Below are 17,476 nucleotides of genomic sequence, written 5' to 3'. Positions count from 1 at the left end.
GGCCCGCCCTGCCGGGATGCGGTCAGGCGCCGATGTTGACCACCTGGACCCGGCGGTTGCGCGGCTCGTTCACCCCGTCGCCGGTCGGGACGGCGGGCTGGCTCTCGCCCAGCCCGACCGCCTCCAGCCGCGCCGAGGGAATCCCGAAGCGCGAGGCAAGGTACGCCACCACCGCCGCCGCGCGGCGCTCCGACAGCGCCTGATTCAGCTCGGAACTGCCGACCGTGTCGGTGTGGCCCTCGACCCGGAAGCGGTAGCCGGCGAGGTCGGGGCTGGCGAGCGCGCGGCCGAGCTCGTCGAGCGCGCGCACCGCCTGCGGCGTCAGCTCGGCAGAGCCGGTCATGAAATTGACCGTCAGGTTGACGGACGGTGCGGCCTCCGGCGCGGCGGCCGTCGCGGGCTGCGACGGCGCCCCGGCGGGTGCGCCAGGCGTCACCGGGCGGATGCCGCGCGTCGCCCCGCCCAGCACGTTGCCGCCCGGGCGCAGCGCGTCGATGATCTGCTGCGAGCTCGGATTCTGCTGCGCGCCGGCGCCGATGGGCAGCGCGAAGGCGCCCAGCAGGACCGCGATCGCTATGGCGTGCCGCATCCGGTCGTCCCCCCTGCTTCTGTGGCGCAGCCGCGCCTGACCGGAGCGAGCCGGTCCAGCGACCCTGCCGTAGATCCAGTACCCTGCCGAAGCAAAGCACATCCGACGTGCAATGTCAGCGGAACAGGAGTCACGCGGGCACGCAGGACAGCATGCGCATCAGCGGCAGCGTCTCCTGCCGGCCGCGCTGCATCGTCTCGCGCACGCGGCCCTGGTTCTCCTCGTCCAGGCCCTCGCCGAGCTCGGCCGACCAGGCCGGTATCCGATCATGCGTCTCGCCTGCCAGCAGGCGGCCGACCATGAACAGCTCGCTGGTCGAGCAGCCGAAGCCGCCGCCGATCGCCGTGCTGGCCAGCGCGACGCCTCGGTTGAGATTCTCGGTGGTGGCAAGCCGCCGCGCCAGCGTCGCGTTCAGCCGCATCGCGCTGCCTTCCGCCGCGGCGCCGGGCCGCGCCATCACCACGGCCTGGCGCGTGCCGACGAGCAGGCCGGCCAGCTCGGCGGGGTTTTCGCGGGTGGCTGCCGCGCCCGGGGCCTTCAGCAGCGCGGCGACGGTCGCGGGGCCGGCGGCCAGCATCTCCACCACCGGGCGGTAGAAGGCCGGCGAGAGCTCGGCCTTGCCAGCCGACACCTGCACCTCGAGCTGCACGCGCGGCGCCGGCACCACCAGCGCGAGCGTCAGCTCCCGCAACGCCGCATCCCGCGCCGCGGCGGAGATGCGGGACGCACCGCGCACATAGACGTCGTGCCGCAGCATCCGCCCCATGCACATGTCCTTGACCAGTTCCCGCATGACCGGGTCCTCGAAGCGGTCATAGACGGCGCGCTGCGGCGGGGTCATCGCGAGTTCGGTGAAGTTCTCGACCAGCCCAGCCGAGCCGACCCAGTCGAGCCGCGCCGCCGACAGCGCCTTCACCACATCGGCGTGCCAGCAGGGGGACCAGTGCTCGTTCATGAACTCATGCGCCAGGTAGGTCGGCGAGTGGATCGGGTGGTCCGACAGCCAGCTGGCCAGGCGTGCATCACCGCGGAAGGATTGCGCCTCCGCCGCCGCCAGCTCGCGCAGCACGCCGAAGCCCGCCTGCGCCTGGCGGTCGCTGCGCCCGGCAAGGCGAAGCCCGGATTCGCGCACCAGGCGCTGCAGGGCCAGCATTCCCTGCCAGCCCGGCAGCGCGTTGTAGCTGACATGGAAGGCGCCACCGGCGGTGAGCTTGGCATGCACCAGCCGCACGATGCCCGCCCGCACGCCCGGCGAGACCCAGCTCCAGACGCCATGGGTGGTGATGATGTCGGCCGGCGGCAGCCCTGCCGCAACGGGCCCTTCGGCGAACTCGGTCAGGTCCGCCTCGATGAAGGTGATGTTGTCGAGCCCGGCCTCCTGCGCCATGCCGCGCGCCTGGGCGATATGGGCGGGGTTGAAGTCCAGCGCGGTGACGCGCCAGGACGGGTTCGCCGCGGCGATGATCAGCGCGCCGACGCCAACACCGCAGCCGAGCTCCAGGTAGTGTGCGCCCTCCGCCGGCACATCCCAGGCGACGCCCGAGAGCAGGCAGGTGAGCTTGAGCTGCTGCGGCGACTGCTCACGGTAGTAGCCGAAGTCATAGGTGATGTCGGTGACGTAGCCGCCACCCCAGGCATTGCTCATGAAGATGCGCCTCCAGCGGCGGATTGGGTTGCCGCCCCAGCGGCACGGGGTTCAGGGGCCGCGCCAGCGGCACGGGGTTCAAGGGCCGCCGCAGCGGCACGGGGTTCGGGGGCCGCTTCGGTGGCGCGGGTTTCGCTCCCCACCCCGGCGGCACGGGGGTTCGTGGCCGCTGACGCGGCCGGTCGGAAGCCCTCGACCACCTCGGCTTCGAACACCGCCTCGACGCCGTCGGCGCGGCGCCCGACTGCGGGAAGCCAGGTGTTCCAGCCGAGCCGCGGCGCCGGATCCGCCGTCGCGTCCAGCCGCAGCGGCTGCACCGAAGCGGCAGCGAGCACCGGATTGACCGCGAAACCCGTCTCCACGCCGAGGAAGGAGCGGACCAGCGAAACCAGCCGCGCCAGCGCCGGCCGGTCGGGCAGCAGCGCGTCGAAGGCAGGGCCCGAAAGCGGCCCCAGACGCAGCACGATCCGCGCCGAGGCGTCCCAGGCACGCACGCCGATGGTGGCATCCACGCCGAGCCGCGCATGCCGGCCGGAGCCGAGGCCCACCGGCAGCCGCGTGCGCTGGTCCGCTGGCAGCGAGAGCCAGGCGCCGGCGAACTGCAGCACCTCCACCGGCTGGCCGAGCCAATCGGAGACCAGCGCGCGCAGCCGCTCCGCCGAGCGCGGTCGCATCGCGAAGAGGCCGGCATAGTGCATCAGCGGCTCCGCCCCGGCGGCGAGCCTGTCGGCAAGGTGCGGCGTTCCGTGGCCGGCGAGCGCGAGCAGCAGGCCGGCGACCGGCCCCGCTTCCGGCGAATCGGCCAGCGCCGCCATGTCGGCGGCACGGTGCATGCGGTATTTCGTGCCCGAGGTGGCGAAGTGCGCGACCAGCCGGTGCGCCAGCATGTCGAGGAAATCCGGCAGGCCGCGCGCGCGGCCGCGCACCTGCTGCACCACCGCCTCGGAATAGTGGCGCGGCAGCACACCGGCGGGTCCGGTCAGCCCGATCAGGCCAAGCGCGAGCGCCGCCGGCTCCTTCCCGTTGCCGGGCGTGTAGCGCAGCACGTCGCCATCGGGATAGGCGAGCCCGTGCGCCGCATGGAAGCGCGCCGCCTCCGCCGGCTCGTCGGTGTCGCGATCGGCGCAGAGCAGTCGGACCGCGGCGTCGAAGGAGAAGCGCTCCGGCTCCTTGGCCAGACGCTCGAGCGGCGAGGCAGGCGTGCTCACAGCAGCACGCGCCAGCCGGCACGCGCCGGCCAGGCGGCAGCGTTGCCGGAGGTGCCGCGCAGCACGGCGCGCGTCCGCACGAAGGAATTCACCGAGGCATGCAGCGCCAGGAAGCGATCCAGCACCGAAGCCAACACATAGAGGCCGCCGGTCTGCCAGCCGCGCTGATCGAAGGTGAGCGTCACGTCCAGCCCGCGGCAGAAGGACCCACCCATGCCGCGCGGCCCGGCCGGCAGCCTGGCGGCGCCCGGCACTGCGGCCACTTCCAGCAGCGACGCGACCGCCGCCCGCGTCTCGGCCGAATCGCGGAGATCGTGCAGGCGCAGCACCTCCCGCAGCGCCGCTGCGCCTTCCGCCCCGCCGACCACCGAGAGATGGCCGAGCGACAGCTGCGAGACCAGCCGCCAGGCGGTGCGGTCGCGCAGCGTGCGGCGCAGCGTCGGCGTCGGCGCCGTCATCGCATGCACGCCCGAAACCGCCGTCGCACCCTCCACCAGCTTGAGCCCGGGGCGGCCGCCGCCGAAGGGGAGTTCGGTGGGCAGGTCGCGGTTCAGGCACAGCGCATCCACCGACAGCACGGCATCGCGCGCACGCCGTGGCGCGAGGTCCGGGTCGTGCGGCGCCAGATGCATCTCGGTGCCCGCATCCGGCGGCGGCGCCGCGCGGCGCACCACCGCGTAGGAGCCGCCGGGCGTTCCGGCATCGGGGTCGGCATGCGTCAGCCGATGGAACGGCCGCCAGGGCCGCGTGCCACCATCCTGCAACGGCTCCCGCACGCGGGTGACGGACCACACCTCGGTCGCCGTCGGGCGGCGCGAATCGGGTACGACGCGGTACTCGATCGCGGTGTCGTCCAGCCGGATCGGCTCGCAGCGCTGCGGGAAGAGGTTGACCAGCGGCGTGCAGCCCAGCGCGAAGCTGCCGGCATCCACCACCCGCTCAAGCTCCGGCACGGCACGCGACAGCCAGATGAAGACCTCGAGCTTGTTGCCGGCGCCGACCAGCGTCTTGGCGTCCATCCGGCAGAGATCGAGGAACAGGAACTTCTCCGGGAAGGCGAAGTATTCGGAAAGCAGGCGGAAGCCGGCGAAGCTGCGTGCCGGCCAGGGCAGCAGCGCCTCCTCCGGCGCGAAGCCGACCGGCTCGATCGCCTCCGGCCCGAGGATCACCGGCCGTGGATCGGAGGGGCCATCGGCATAGCCGACCGAGATCGCATGGGCGCAGATCAGCTCATGCAGTCCTGCCGCGCCGGCGCCGCGCAGGAACAGCCGCAGCCGGTCCATGCCGAGCTTGGTGAAGCTGACATCCGGCGCCAGCCCCTTCAGCGTCAGCCGCAGGCACGCCACCGCGCCGGTCGCCAGCGGGTTGGCCGGCGCCATGATCGGCAGGCCGGAAAGCCGAGCCGCCTCGATCTCCACCGGGAAGACCGTGACCGGATAGGCGGTGCGGTAGCGACAGCGCTCGCCGCGCACGGGCTCGGTGTCCACCATCAGGCCGGAGGGCAGCGAGGCAGCGTTCTGCAGCCCCGCCTGCGGCGCCATCCGCGCCACGAAGCAGGAAGGGAATGGCGCCAGGTAGTGCGGGTAGAGCACTTCCAGCAGCGCATCGGTGAGTTCGGGGAATTCGTCGTCCAGCCGATGGTGGACGCGCGCGGCGAGGAAGGCGACGCCTTCCAGCAGCCGCGCCACATGAGGATCGTCCACCGAGTCGGGCGACAGCCGCAGCCGGCCGGCGATCTTCGGATGCGCGACGGCGAACTCGGCTGCGAGCCTGCGGATCGCATCGAGCTCGCGGTTGTAATAGGGCAGCAGCGCGTCGGACATTGTTCTGGCCTCAGGCGCCGGCGCCCGCATCCGCGGGCTTGGCTAGCGCGCCTACGCGCTGTTGCGTGGGGCCATATGGCCGCCCTGCGCGCGGGCCGGCCTTGCCGGCCTGGGCGCCGATCTCGTCTGCAGTGTGCGACATGTTGGTCACGCCGCGGTCTCGCGCACCACGACGTCGTCTCTGGCGGTGTCGAGGAGGGTGTCGAAGCCGACGGGCTCGGGAGCGGGGTCGGCGTCCAGCAGCGCCTCGATGCGCAGGCGCAGCGTGCCGCTCAGCTGGTCGTTGGCATCCACCAGGTGCACCTTCAGCGACAGGAAGCGCGGCTCGAAGCGGCGGATCGTGTCCTCCACCTCGCGGCGCAGCAGCTCGCGTCGCGCCGGATCGCCGAAGGCGCCGGAACTGAAATCCGGCAACCCATAGCCCACCGGGGAGGTCGCCAGCTCGCGCAAGGCCGGCGGCCAGCTGCGCCAGCGGCGCCTTGCGTTGAGCAGCGACTGCAGGTCGCGCCGCACCGCCTCGCGCAGCTTCTGAAGCACCTCGGCGTTGGACAGCACGCGGTCGCGCTCCTGGTCGGGCGCGTCATCCAGCAGCCGGTCGAGCAGCGGCAGCTGGGCGCGCTGCTCGGTGCGCTCCCGCCGCCCGCCGCTACCCTGGCCGGACATCCCGCTCAGCCTTCTGCGGCGCCGAAGGTCAGCGTCTTCAGCTCCATGATCGTCGCAGCCTCCTCGCCGAGCAGGAAGGTGCGCTGGCCGAGGCCGCGCACCGGCCCCTCCTCCGGCCCGACCCAGTCGGTCGAGCGGCCGAGCAGCAGCGAGGCGTCGTCCATTCCCTCGGGCGGCGCATAGATGGCCGGGATGTAGACGTCGCCATCCGGCCCTTGGTTCACCGACATGCTGGCGCGCCGCCACAGCAGGTCGCGCGGGCGCCGCGGCGCGTGGAATTCCACGCTCGCGACGCGCTCGACCGGGATCCAGAAATACTTGCCCGTGGTGGTCAGCACCTCGAAGCTGGCGGCCAGCAGGTCGTCGGCGTCGCGCATGTCGTCGAATGCGTGGCCCTCGTGGCGGCCGGCGACCTTGGGTCGCGCCGCCTCCGCCTCCGCCGAGAGCCGCGCGGCCTCCGCCGCGTCGCCGGCGCGCAAGGCCACCAACGCGGCCAGCGCGTGGCGCTGCGCGGCATTCGGCTCGCCGAGGAATTCCGGCACGCGACCATCGCGGAACAGCTGCCGGCGCGCCCCCTCGGCGCGCAGCAGCTGGCGGAACTCCGCCACCGCCACCGCGGCCGCGGGCTCGACATCGGCCGCGGCGTCGAGGATCACGTCCGCCCGCTCCGCATTGCCGGAGAAGGCCAGCAGCTCGGCCAGCAGGATGCGCGCGCCGAGGTCGCCCGGCGCTCGCTTCACCGCCGCGCCGGCCGCGGCGACGGCATCGGCCAGCTTTCCGGCGTGGAACAAATTCCCGGCTTCGCCGGGCTTGGGAGCGTTGCCACTCATGGTGCTGCGTTGGCTCCTCTGCGGCCTGGTGCCGAGATCTCGGTCAGCAGGATGAAGGTGGCGGAAACGTCGTCAAGCTGGTGGTGCGGGCGCAGATGCACCGTGCAGCCGTACACGCCGGGCTTGCCCGGCTTCTCCTCGACGGAGATGCGACCCTCGGCGAGCGGGTAGCGGGCACGCTGGTCGCCGGTGGCGTTCCTGTTGGCGTTGACATAGCGCTGCAGCCACTCGTGCAGCCGGCGCTGGATGCGGTCGGCCTCCTGGAAGCTGCCCACCATGTCGCGGCCGATCACCTTGAGGTAGTGCGCGAAGCGCGCCGCGCAGAGCAGCGCATTGACCTGCGCCGACATCCGCGCATTCGCGTCCGCCGCCGCCGCATTGGGGCCGCCATAGCGCCCCGGTGCCTGCAGGCTGCGCACCGAGCCGAACACCATCTCCCGCCCATAGGGCATGGCGCAGACCGGCATCAGACCAGCATCCACCAGCGCGCGCTCCTGCCGGTCGGTCAGCGAAATCTCGGCCGGTATGCGGTGCCAGGCCTCGGCTGGGCCGGAGGCGAAACGCTCCTCGGCCAGGTGCTCGACCAGGCCACCGCCCACGCGGTCGGTTTCCACGCCGCGCACATCGGCCGGCCATCCATGCTGGGCGAAGGCGCGGCTGGCGCTGGCGGCGAAGGCGTAGGCTGCCGACATCCAGACGCGGCTCCGCCAGCCCGGCGCATGCTCGGCGTAGCGGAAACGGTCCACCCGTGCCGGGTCATCGCGCCAGGGCGCACGCGCCAGCAGGCGCGGCAGGGTGACGCCGATGAAGCGCAGGTCGGCGCGGGCAGCCAGGCCACGCCAGCGTGCATGCTCCGGCCCGGCGAGCGGGGCGGTGACATCCTGCACCGCCTGAAGCTCGGGCCAGGCTTCCACTTCGAGCAGCGCGGGATGCGCCGCCATCACCACCGGCGCGAAGGCGGCCGCGCCCACCGCAGCGAGCGATGCGACAGCCGAGACATCGTCGGTCGGCGCACCTGCTGCCGGACGGTGGCGCAATTCGTGGTCCACGATCAGCACGCCATAGGGCTCGCCGCCCGGCATGCCGAACTCTTCCTCGTAGATGAGGCGGAACATCGTGCTGCGGTCGAATTCCGGCGCGCGCTCCAGGTCGCGGCAGATCTCCGCCCAGCTGGCCTGCAAGACGCGGAGCTTGACCTTCCGCCCGGGCTCGATCCCTTCGGCAAGCCAGTGCAGCCCGCGCCAGCTGCCTTCCAGCCGCTGCAGCCGCGGATGGTGGAGGATCGCGTCGAGCTGCCGGCCGATCGCGGCATCGAGTGCGGCAATGTCGCGGTCCAGCGCGCCGCGCAGCGCCTCCTGGTCATGCAGCAGGCGCTCCGCCGCGGCGCCGAACCACTCGCGCACCGCCGCCGCAGCGGTGCCGCCGCGCGCGAATCCGGCGAGGCGGGTGCCGGCCTCGGCATGCCGTTCGCCGAGGAAGGCACCGGCCAGCACCGCTTCGCGCAGCGGGGAAGCGGCCGGACGCGACGGACGGAGGACGATCGTCTCGTCCACCTACCGCCCCCCCATCCCTCGCCTGCGGCACATCGAAGCTGACCTCGCAAAGGGAATGGCGGCCGGCACCGGCCGAGGCGCGTCCGCGCGGCCGCGCGCGGACGCCAGCCCGGTCACCCCTTCTGCGGGATGCGCGCGACCATGCGCATGGAGGTGGTGAGTTCCTCCATCTGCAGCCAGGGTCGCATATACGCCACCGCGTTGTAGGAGCCGGGCTTGCCCGGGATCTCCTTCACCTCGACCTTCGCCTCGCGCAGCGGGTAGCGGGCCTTGGTCTCGGGACCCGCGCTCGGGTTCGAGTTGACGTAGTTGCTGATCCAGCGGTTCAGCCAGCGCTCGCAGTCCGACGCCTCCATGAAGGAGCCGATCTTGTCGCGCGCCATCACCTTCAGGTAGTGCGCGAACCGGCTGGTCGCCATCAGGTAGGGCAGGCGCGCGGAGATCGCCGCATTGGCGGTCGCCTCCGGCCGGTCATACTTCTTCGGCTTCTGCGTGCTCTGCGCACCGAAGAACACCGCATAGTCCTGGTTCTTGTAGTGGCAGAGCGGCAGGAAGCCGAGATTCGACAGTTCGAACTCGCGCCGGTCGGTGATGCCGATCTCGGTCGGGCACTTGCTGTCGCTGTCGCCGTCATCCGAGGTGAAGACGTGGGTCGGCAGGTTCTCCACCTTGCCGCCGCCCTCGGCGCCGCGGATCGCAACGCAGAAGCCATACTTGGCGAAGGCGTCGGTCAGCCGCGCGCCCATCACGTAGGCCGCATTCATCCAGCAGTAGTCGTGGTGGCCCATCGGCTTGGCCGCGCCGGTGACCTCGTCGGACGGCGCTTCCTCGTAGCCGAATTCCTCGACCGGCTTGGTGTTCTCGCCATACGGCAGCCGGGCGATGACGCGCGGCATCACCAGGTTGACGAAGCGGCTGTCCTCGCTGTCGCGGAAGCTGCGCCACTTCATGTATTCCGGCCCATCGAAGATCTTCGCGAGGTCGCGGGGCTTCGACAGTTCCGGCCAGTCCTTGAAGCCGAACATCCCGGCGCCGGCCGCCGAGATGAAGGGCGAGAAGCCGGCGGCTGCGATGTTCGACATCAGCCGCAGAGTCTCGACGTCGTCCGGGTGGTTGGTCCACTCGTAGTCGCCGATCAGCGCGCCATAGGGCTCGCCACCCGGGGTGCCGAACTCGTTCTCGTAGAGCTTCTTGAACAGCTGGCTCTGGTCGAACTCCACCGCCTTGGTCAGGTCGCGCGTCATCTCGCGCTTCGGCAGGTTCAGCACGCGCAGCTTGAGCGAGACGGAAGTCTCGCTGTTCTGCACGAGGTAGTGCAGCCCGCGCCACGAGCCCTCGAGCTTGAGGAACTTCGGGTCGTGCATGATCGCGTTGAGCTGCGCGGACACCTTGGCGTCGATCGCAGCGATGGCGCGGTCGAAGGTGCGCGACAGGTTCTTGTCGATGGTGACGGTACCCGCGAGCGCCTGCTCGATCAGGTTCTTCACCAGGTCCTGTGCGCGATCCGGCTCCGTCGCCTTGGTCGCGGAGACGATCTGGTCCAGGAGGCTGAAGGATTCCGTCGTCGAGGCGGCGGCGCCGCCCGCGGCTGCACTTTCGGACATCGGCTCAGCCCTCCTTCTTGTCGAGGCCGAGTTGCTCCGAGAGCGACTTCAGCTCGGCTTCGGAACTCAGCACCTGCTCGAGCAGGCTTTCCAGCTCTTCCGAGCGATCCACCTTGCTCATGAGGTCGCGCAGCTTGGCGCGGGTCTCGAGCATGGCGGCCAGCGCGGGCACCTTCTGCGCCACGCGCGCCGGGTCGAAATCGTCGATCGACTTGAAGGCGAGGTCCACCGACATCTGGCTGCCGTCGCCGGCCAGCGTGTTGTCCACCTTGAGCTTCAGCCCGGGCGTGAAGGAAGCCATCACGTCGTTGAAGTTGTCGCGGTCGATCTGGACGAACTTGCGGTCGGCCAGCGGCTTCAGCGGCGCCGTCGGGTCGCCGGAGAAATCACCCATCACCCCGACCACGAAGGGAAGCTCGCGAACGACCTCCGCGCCCTCGGTCTCCACCTCATAGGTGATGTGCACGCGCGGCTTCCGCACGCGGTTGAGCTTGCCGTGTACGCTTTCACTCATGACGTGGACCCCTCGCGGCTTTGGCGTTCCGCGGCAGCCGGAAAGGCCGCCCCCCGCAGCGGCAGGGCCGCGCCGAGTGCTCACCGCGGATTGCGCTAATGCTAAGAGGTTCCACCACCATGGGTCAAGGAACTGCGAGGGGAGAGTCCGAAAACAGCACCGGCCGCCGCCCTTCAGGCGGCCGGGCGGATCACTCGCTCGGCGGTTCGGGCGGCTTGATGCCCAGGGAGGTGAGGATCGCAAGGCGCGTGGTCTCGTCCGGCACCAGCTCGACCAGCAGGTCGGGCCAGGAGAGGCGGGCGCGGCGGACCGCGTCCTGCAGCGTGTAGGCCAGGGGCGAATTGGGCTCCGTCCGGCGGAAATAATCGGCGATCTCCACCAGCTGGCGCAGGTATTCCTCCCGGCTGCGGCCCGGCGCCGCCCCGCCGGCGCGCGGCGCGCCGCCGGCAGGCCCTGCCGCGCCGTCCTCCGCCGCCGATGCCTCCTCGGCGGCGTCCGGCGCCTCCGCTTCGACGGCCGGGGCGAATCGGTCCACCACCTCCGCCATCGCGCGCAGCAGCGCCATCACCCGCCCGGTGGACGGGCCGTCCGCGCCGGCGAGCCGATCCATCGTCTCGCCCATGCCGCCCCAGGCGGCGGAGGCATCTGCAAGGCTGCGGCGCAGCCGCCCGAAATGCGCAACGCCGGCGGCGACCGCTTCCTTCTCCACCTCATCGGGCGGCACCGTGCCAGCATCCAGCCGCGCCTGGCGCCGCGCCGCATCGGCAATTGCGCCGAGTTCCTGCGAACGCTCCCACTCCCACCAGCCGAAGGGCTGGCCGCTCGGCCGGGTGAACAGCGGCAGGCGACGCAGCGCGGGCATCAGCGTGCCGTCCGTCTCCGCACCGCTGAGCCCGGTCACGGGCGCGACGCGGGTGCTGATCCCGTCCTCGTCCGGCAGCGGGAACACGCCGTCCCAGTAGCGCTCGGCGAGGCCGCGCAGCAGCAGCGCGCCGGCGGTCAGCCCGGGCAGCCCGTTCAGCCGCACCATCGCCTCGGTGAGCCAGGCCGCGATCTCGATGTCCTTGGTGCGCTCCGCCAGCGCCGACTTGGCCAGCGAGACCACGGTCTTCCACTGCGCGGGCGTCGAGGCCTCGGCATCGTCGCCGAGCGACTCGGCACGACGCTCCGCCTCGCGCGCCTCGGACCGCGCGTCGCGGAGGCGGAAATAGGGGGACTGGGCGGAGTAGTCCTCCCGCAGGTCGGCGCCCTGCGGCGCGTCGCCGGGAATCGCAGCCAGCAGTGCCTCGAGGTCGAAGCCGTCAGGCAGAACGGGCGCGGGCGTGTCGTCAGGCATGCGGCGCTCTCCTGTCCGTGATGCCGATGGCGTCGTTTCGGGAGGCCGGTGAAACCCGTGAAACGCTATCGTTGCTGGACTGACCGGGTCATTATCACATAGGGTTGTGGCGCCAAAGGGGGGCCCATGGCTTCGGTTGATCTCAAGCAGCTTGTCGGACGTCTTAACGATACGTGTCGGCGAGCCCTGGAAGCGTCGGCGGGGCTCACCCTGTCGCGCAGCCACTACAATGTTGAAATCGAGCACCTGCTCGTCGCTCTCGGTGATCGTTCGGACACCGATTTCGCGGCGATCCTGCGCCATTACGGCGTGGACATGGCGCGCTTCGCGGCGGACCTCGGCAAGGCGCTGGACCGGATGAAGACCGGCAACGCCCGCGCGCCGAGCCTTTCGCCCGAGCTCGTGGAACTCGCCAAGCAGGCCTGGCTGCTCGCCTCGATCGAGCAGGGTGCCACGCGCGTGCGCAGCGGCCACATGATCCTTGCCCTCGTCGCGGACGAGACGCTGGCGCGCCGGGCGCGGGAGGCATCCGGCCAGTTCGCGCGCATCCCGGCCGACCAGCTGCGGCGCGACTACGCCTCGATCTGCGGCGCCACGCCGGAATCGCAGTCCGCCGCACCCTCGGCCGCCGCGGGCGCCGAAGGCGCCGGCGGTGAGCCGGCCGCGCCGATGGGCGGCGGCACCGCGCTCGACCAGTTCACCATGGATCTCACCGCGCGGGCGCGCGCCGGCAAGATCGACCCGATCCTCGGCCGCGACACCGAGATCCGCCAGGTGGTGGATATCCTGACCCGGCGCCGCCAGAACAACCCGATCCTCACTGGCGAGGCCGGCGTGGGCAAGACCGCGGTGGTCGAGGGGCTGGCGCTGCGAATCGCCTCGGGCGACGTTCCGCCGGCGCTGAAGGACGTGGTGCTGCGCACGCTCGACCTCGGGCTGCTGCAGGCCGGCGCGGGCGTGAAGGGCGAGTTCGAGAACCGGCTGAAATCGGTGATCGAGGAAACCAAGGCCAGCCCGAAGCCGGTCATCCTCTTCATCGACGAGGCGCATACGCTGATCGGCGCGGGCGGCCAGCAGGGCCAGAACGACGCCGCCAACCTGCTGAAGCCGGCCCTCGCACGCGGCGAGCTGCGCACCGTCGCGGCCACCACCTGGGCCGAGTACAAGAAGTATTTCGAGAAGGATGCGGCGCTGACTCGCCGCTTCCAGACGGTGAAGGTCGAGGAGCCGACCATCCCCGTCGCCATCGCGATGATCCGCGGCCTGGTCGGCACCCTGGAGAAGCACCACAAGGTGCGCATCCTGGATGAGGCGGTCAGCGAAGCGGTGCGCCTCTCCGCGCGATACATCCCGTCGCGCCAGCTGCCCGACAAGGCGGTGAGCCTGATCGACACCGCCTGCGCGCGCGTGGCCATGAGCCAGGCCGCGATCCCGGCGCAGATCGAGGACCGCCGCCGGCGCATCGAGCTGATCGACACCGAGCTCGGCATCATCGGCCGCGAGATGGCCGCCGGCGCCGACTTCGCCGCGCGACGCGACGAGCTGATCGCCGAGAAGAGCACGGCCGAAGGCGACCTGGTCGGGCTCGATGCCCGCTGGGAACGGGAGAAGGCGCTCGCCAACGAGCTCGCCGAGATCCGCACCGTGGTGGAGAACCCGGAGGATACGCGCGACAAGGACGGGCTGCGCACGCAGCTCGCAGCGCTCAGCAAGGAACTGCGCGACCTGCAGGGCGAGCATCCGCTGGTGCATCCGGTGGTGGACGGCCAGGCGGTGGCCGAGATCGTCGAGAGCTGGACCGGCATCCCCGCCGGACGCATGCGCGGCGACGAGATCCGCACCGTGCTGAACCTGAAGGACGCGATGGAAGCACGCGTCGTCGGCCAGCCGCATGCGCTCGAAGCCGTGGCGCAGGCGATCCGCACCAGCCGCGCAGGCCTCACCGATCCGCGCAAGCCGATCGGCGTGTTCCTGATGGTCGGCACCTCCGGCGTCGGCAAGACCGAGACCGCGCTGACGCTGGCCGAGCTGCTCTACGGTGGCGAACAAAACCTCACCACCATCAACATGACCGAGTTCAAGGAAGAGCATAAGGTCTCGCTCCTCATGGGCAGCCCGCCCGGCTACGTCGGCTATGGCGAGGGCGGCATCCTGACCGAGGCGGTGCGGCGCAAGCCCTATTCCGTCGTGCTGCTCGACGAGATGGAGAAGGCGCACCCCGGTGTGCAGGACGTGTTCTTCCAGGTGTTCGACAAGGGCAACATGAAGGACGGCGAAGGCCGGGACATCGACTTCAAGAACACCGTCATCATCATGACCAGCAACGCCGGGACGGACCTGGTCACCAAGCTCTGCGCCGATCCGGAGACGATGCCGGACGCGGATGGGCTCGCCGCCGCGCTGCGGCCGGAGCTGATGAAGTACTTCAAGCCGGCCTTCCTCGGCCGCGTCACGCTGGTGCCGTATTTCCCGCTGCCGGACGAGATCATCAGGCGGATCGTCGGCCTGCAGCTCAACAAGATCCGCAAGCGGGTTTTCGAAAGCTATCGCGCCGGGTTCGACTGGGATCCGGCGCTTGTCGAAGCAATCGCAGCGCGCTGCACGGAAGCTTCATCCGGCGCTCGCAACGTGGAGAACATCCTCTCGCGCACACTGCTGCCGGAACTCTCGGCAGAGGTGCTGTCCCACCTGGCGGACGGACGCCAGGTCGGGGGCATCCGGGTCGGCCTCGCCCCGGATGGCGGCTTCGTCTACACGGTCGAGGCGGCGTGAGGATCACGAGGGCAGGCAGGAAAGGGACTGGATCATGGCAATCTACATGAAATACGGTGACATCAAGGGTACGGTGGACACCGAGGGCTTCAAGGACTGGGTCGAGCTCGGCTCGCTCCAGATGGGTGCCGGCCGCGGCATCGGCTCGGCGCGCGGCGCCGGCGCGAACCGCGAGGGCAGCGAGCCGAGCATCAGCGAGATCACCGTCACCAAGACCTGGGACGCGACCTCCTCCTCCAAGTTCTTCGAGGAATCGGTCGCCGGCCTGCTCGACCGTGACGTCGAGATCAAGATGACCTCCACGAGCAAGAACAAGCAGGACACCTTCATGGTGATCAAGCTGTGGAACTGCGGCATCTCCGGATACTCGCTGTCGAGCGGCGGCGACAAGCCGTCCGAGAGCCTGTCGCTGAACTTCTCCAAGATCGAGGTCACGCCGAAGAAGTTCGACGCGAAGCTCAATCCGACGGACGGCGAGAAGGTCTCCTTCGACCTCGAGAAGATGCAGGCCAACGCCTGATCCTGGCCGCCCCGGATCAGCCATCCGGGGAGCCTGTCGTGCGGGACGGGCCGGCCGAAAGGTCGGCCCGATCCTGTTTCAGGGCCCTGCGGCCGGCCCGCCACCGCTCATGCGGGGAAGCCGGGCACGCGTGGCGGCGAGCCGCGCTGCGGGACGGTCCTGCCGCTGCGTGATCGCCTCTACCGCGCCGCCGTCTCCAACACCCAGGCATCGGCCGCCACCCGTGCACCGCGGCGGCGCGCCTGCTCCAGCGCCGCGCGCAGGCCGCGCAGGAAGGCACCGATATCCTCGTCCTCTGGCCGCGGGCGGTCGAACAGCGGCACCGAGGAGGCGACCGCGATGATCAGGTCGGTGCCATAGGGCGGCGAAACCGCCCAGGCCGGACCGCCGATCGAAGGATCGCCGAGCCGCAGCGTGCCACGCGCAGGAAGCAGGCGCTGCGGATCGCTCGGCGTCGGGTGCAGATGCGCCAGCGTGCCGTCATGCACCAGGAAGGAAACGTGGAGATAGGCCGGGAAGTCCGGCCCATTCACCACAACCGTCACCAGTTCGCCGTCTCTCAGCCTTGTCGTGTTGCCCGCAAGCGCCACGCTCAGCGCGCCGGGCGTGCCGAAGGGTTGTGCCGCGGGCCGCAGCGCATCGAGTGCCTGGCAGAACGGCGCATCGAACCCGTTGACGCGCCAGTCGATCGGCAATCGGCCGGCGGCGGCGGTGGCGGCGTCGCGCAACGCCCGCTCCGGCGCACCAAGTCCGACCACCCCGCGCAGCGTCACCTGCTGCTCGGTGACCGTGCCGGAGATCAGCGAGCACGAGAGTGGCGGCAGCGCCGAGGCCAACGCCGCACGGATCGATGCCGCCGAGGGCAGCGCCACCGGCTGAGGCGGAGCCGGCGCGGGCGGCGGCGCCACCGGGGCCAGCGCGAAGTTCTGTGGCAGGGCGGGTGTCTGCGACGGGGCCGGGGCCGGCTCGCTCACCGGCGCCTGCACGACGGGCGCCGGAGGGGCGGGCACCAGCGGAGCCTGCGCGACAGGCGCCGGCGCTTCGGCCTGAGGCTGCGGACCTGGCGGGGGCGCCTGCGCGATCGGTGCCGGCGCGATCGGCGCCGGCGCAATCGGTGCCGGCGTGATCGGTGCCGGCGTGATCGGTTCTGGCGAGGGCGCCGGCTGAAGCACGGCAAGCGGTGGCACGGCAGGCGCGGGCGTGGCGGGCGGCGCCGCCGCCTGGCTTGCCGGCGCCGGCGCAGGCGTGGGCACGGGCATCGCCGGCGGCGCGGCGATGGGCGTGGGAGCAGGCGTGCTGATCGCGGGGACCGAGGCGACCGGCACGGGCGGCGGCGGCGCCTCTCCGCCGAGCAGGAAGAACGCAGCACCGCCACCGATCGCCGCCAGCGCGACCACACCGGCCGCGATCGGCACCATCGGCAATCCTTTCCGCGCCGGCGTTGCCGGTGCGGCTGCGGCAGCCCGCGCAGGGGGCGGTGTGGGGGCCGGATGCGGCGCCGCGCGCGGCGCGGAGATCATCGTCGCATCGGAGGGCGACTCGGCCGCAGCCGCCGGTGCCGCGAGCGCCTGGCGGATCGCCGCGGCGAAGGCCTCCGCATTCGGCCAGCGCCCCTCCGGCCGCTTGGCCATGGCGCGCGCAACCACCGCATCGAGCGCCGGCGGAGCCGTCACCGAAAGCTCCGAGGGCTTCGGCGGCTCCGTGTTCAGCGCCTTGTGCATGATCGCCGTCATGCCGCCCTCGAAGGGCCGCTCGCCGGTCAGCAACTGATAGAGAAGCACGCCGCAGGAATAGATATCCGTGCGCGCATCGACCGTCTGGCCCATGAACTGCTCGGGCGACATGTAGGCCGGCGTGCCCATCACCGTGCCGGCCTGGGTCATGCTGCTGCTCTCGATCCGCGCGATGCCGAAATCGGCGATCTTGCCGCGCCCGTCGGAGCTCAGCATGACGTTCGCGGGCTTGATGTCGCGGTGGACGATGCCGCGCGCATGGCTGAAGGCCAGCCCGGCCAGCACGTCCTCCATCACCCGCGCGACTTCGGGCAACGCCATGCGCTCCTGCTTCTCGAGCAGGCTCTTCAGGGTCGGCCCGTCCACGAACTCCATGACGATGTAGGCGATGTTGCCGTCCTCGCCGTAGTCGTAGACGCCGACGATGTTCGGATGGGTCAGCCGCCCGGCTGCCTGCGCCTCGCGCCGGAAGCGGGCGAGTTCCTCCATCGCCTCGGCGTCGGTCGGGTCCGGCACCTTCACGGTCTTGATCGCCACGCGACGGGCGATGACCGGGTCCCAGCCGTCATAGACGACACCCATGGCGCCGCGCCCCAGGGTCCCGCGCAATTCGTACTTGCCGAGCCGGCTACCTGGCTCCGTCACGCCTGTCCCCCTGCGCCGCGCATCGCGCCCGCCCTGCAATG

At 71.3% G+C, this 17,476-nt stretch carries 13 protein-coding genes; 2 read left to right on the top strand and 11 right to left on the bottom strand.

The window, feature by feature from the left end; all coding sequences use genetic code 11:
- Positions 1–22: 22 nt before the first annotated feature.
- The 10 genes from ACESM1_RS11540 to tssA form a co-directional block, all read right to left on the bottom strand.
- Positions 23–589, bottom strand: a complete 567-nt coding sequence (locus ACESM1_RS11540; protein ID WP_372620194.1) for an OmpA family protein — start codon at positions 587–589, stop codon at positions 23–25.
- Positions 590–719: 130 nt separating this feature from the next.
- Positions 720–2,234: a class I SAM-dependent methyltransferase gene (locus ACESM1_RS11535; protein WP_372620192.1), complete on the bottom strand. Its 1,515-nt coding sequence runs from the start codon at positions 2,232–2,234 to the stop codon at positions 720–722.
- On the bottom strand, positions 2,231–3,442 hold the full coding sequence (tssG, locus tag ACESM1_RS11530; RefSeq protein ID WP_372620191.1) for a type VI secretion system baseplate subunit TssG: 1,212 nt from the start codon (positions 3,440–3,442) through the stop codon (positions 2,231–2,233). Before tssG ends, ACESM1_RS11535 begins: the two co-directional genes overlap by 4 nt.
- Positions 3,439–5,265, bottom strand: coding sequence for a type VI secretion system baseplate subunit TssF (tssF, locus tag ACESM1_RS11525; protein ID WP_372620189.1), 1,827 nt, complete (start codon positions 5,263–5,265; stop codon positions 3,439–3,441). The genes tssG and tssF overlap by 4 nt, the downstream gene beginning before the upstream one ends.
- 147 nt (positions 5,266–5,412) lie before the next feature.
- Entirely contained in the window at positions 5,413–5,928 is a 516-nt protein-coding gene (gene tssE / locus ACESM1_RS11520) for a type VI secretion system baseplate subunit TssE (protein WP_372620187.1), read from the bottom strand.
- Between the two features lie 5 nt (positions 5,929–5,933).
- A complete protein-coding gene (locus ACESM1_RS11515; RefSeq protein ID WP_372620185.1) occupies positions 5,934–6,758 on the bottom strand; it encodes a type VI secretion system accessory protein TagJ in 825 nt (274 codons plus the stop codon).
- Positions 6,755–8,311: a type VI secretion system contractile sheath large subunit gene (tssC, locus tag ACESM1_RS11510; RefSeq protein ID WP_372620183.1), complete on the bottom strand. Its 1,557-nt coding sequence runs from the start codon at positions 8,309–8,311 to the stop codon at positions 6,755–6,757. The genes ACESM1_RS11515 and tssC (ACESM1_RS11510) overlap by 4 nt, the downstream gene beginning before the upstream one ends.
- Positions 8,312–8,424: 113 nt before the next feature.
- A complete protein-coding gene (tssC, locus tag ACESM1_RS11505) occupies positions 8,425–9,915 on the bottom strand; it encodes a type VI secretion system contractile sheath large subunit (protein WP_372620182.1) in 1,491 nt (496 codons plus the stop codon).
- Between the two features lie 4 nt (positions 9,916–9,919).
- Positions 9,920–10,429, bottom strand: coding sequence for a type VI secretion system contractile sheath small subunit (gene tssB, locus ACESM1_RS11500; RefSeq protein WP_372620181.1), 510 nt, complete (start codon positions 10,427–10,429; stop codon positions 9,920–9,922).
- 190 nt (positions 10,430–10,619) lie between these two features.
- Complete coding sequence (gene tssA / locus ACESM1_RS11495) at positions 10,620–11,765, bottom strand: type VI secretion system protein TssA (protein WP_372620179.1); 1,146 nt, start codon at positions 11,763–11,765, stop codon at positions 10,620–10,622.
- 126 nt (positions 11,766–11,891) lie between these two features.
- On the opposite strand from tssA, the gene tssH reads away from it, so the two are divergent.
- Both tssH and ACESM1_RS11485 read left to right on the top strand, forming a co-directional pair.
- Positions 11,892–14,537 carry a type VI secretion system ATPase TssH gene (gene tssH, locus ACESM1_RS11490; RefSeq protein ID WP_372620177.1) on the top strand — a complete coding sequence of 882 codons (2,646 nt, stop codon included), beginning with the start codon at positions 11,892–11,894 and terminating at the stop codon, positions 14,535–14,537.
- 34 nt (positions 14,538–14,571) lie between these two features.
- Positions 14,572–15,057 carry a type VI secretion system tube protein Hcp gene (locus ACESM1_RS11485; RefSeq protein WP_372620176.1) on the top strand — a complete coding sequence of 162 codons (486 nt, stop codon included), beginning with the start codon at positions 14,572–14,574 and terminating at the stop codon, positions 15,055–15,057.
- 179 nt (positions 15,058–15,236) lie between these two features.
- Here the strand turns inward: ACESM1_RS11485 and ACESM1_RS11480 are convergent, their stop codons facing one another.
- A complete protein-coding gene (locus ACESM1_RS11480; RefSeq protein ID WP_372620174.1) occupies positions 15,237–17,435 on the bottom strand; it encodes a serine/threonine-protein kinase in 2,199 nt (732 codons plus the stop codon).
- Positions 17,436–17,476: the final 41 nt, after the last annotated feature.

The organism is Falsiroseomonas sp. (assembly GCF_041690465.1).
Lineage (GTDB): Bacteria > Pseudomonadota > Alphaproteobacteria > Acetobacterales > Acetobacteraceae > Falsiroseomonas.
This window is presented reverse-complemented; position numbering and strand designations above follow the sequence as displayed.